Here is a 759-nt window from a genome sequence, read left to right on the forward strand (position 1 = left end):
GCTCGGAAGAGCTTCGTGTATGGTAAGAGTGAAGGCCATTCTAAAGATCCCAGTGCTATCCCTTTAGATAAAAATACAAGCAACAAAATAAATACTTTTGAAACAACAAAATATAAAAGACTAAATGATGATAACAAAATAAAATGCTTTGATGATTGTTTAAGAAATACTTCCTCTTCTCTTTTAAGCTATAAAAATCATTTTGAAAGTTTAGTTGCATATTTATCAAAGAATATAGATTTTTTCACCCTCACAAAAGAATCAGCAAAAATAGAAAATGTAAATATATATAATATGCAAAAATCTTCTAATAAACAATTAAAAGATTTTAAATATATAAAAGAAAAACAAAACAAAGAACTATTAAAAAATAAATTRGAATCATTAATAAAAAATATTAACTCTAATAATTTTAATAATTTTTCTGATGATATAAATGATATATTAAATATGATTTCTCCATGGCATAGAGATTCATTTATAGAAGAAAAAATAAAATACGATGAATTAAAAGARTATATAAATAAATGGTATAATGATATATCTATTTTTTTAGATTAAAWATATTTTCTTGCAAACTCTCTGCAAATAAACCTACATGATAACCGTCGCAAACTCTATGATTAACCTGTATAGCAATAGGCATTAATATTTTATTAGAATCATTAAAATATTTTCCTATAGTRAATATYGGAGGCAAATAATCAAAACAATTATTRATRTTTAAATTAAAACCMTCAAAAGAKACCCAAGGGATAG

General features: G+C 22.9%; 1 protein-coding gene and 1 pseudogene. One reads left to right on the forward strand and one right to left on the reverse strand.

What is annotated here, in order from left to right; all coding sequences use genetic code 11:
- Positions 1–561, forward strand: a pseudogene (locus GQX97_RS13055) (hypothetical protein); the annotation flags it as partial.
- On the opposite strand, the gene GQX97_RS13060 reads toward GQX97_RS13055, so the two are convergent.
- The coding region (locus tag GQX97_RS13060; protein WP_232473394.1) for a CatA-like O-acetyltransferase at positions 545–759 on the reverse strand (215 nt) is incomplete at its 5' end. The pseudogene GQX97_RS13055 and the gene GQX97_RS13060 overlap by 17 nt on opposite strands.

This window comes from Brachyspira sp. SAP_772, from assembly GCF_009755885.1.
Lineage (GTDB): Bacteria > Spirochaetota > Brachyspiria > Brachyspirales > Brachyspiraceae > Brachyspira.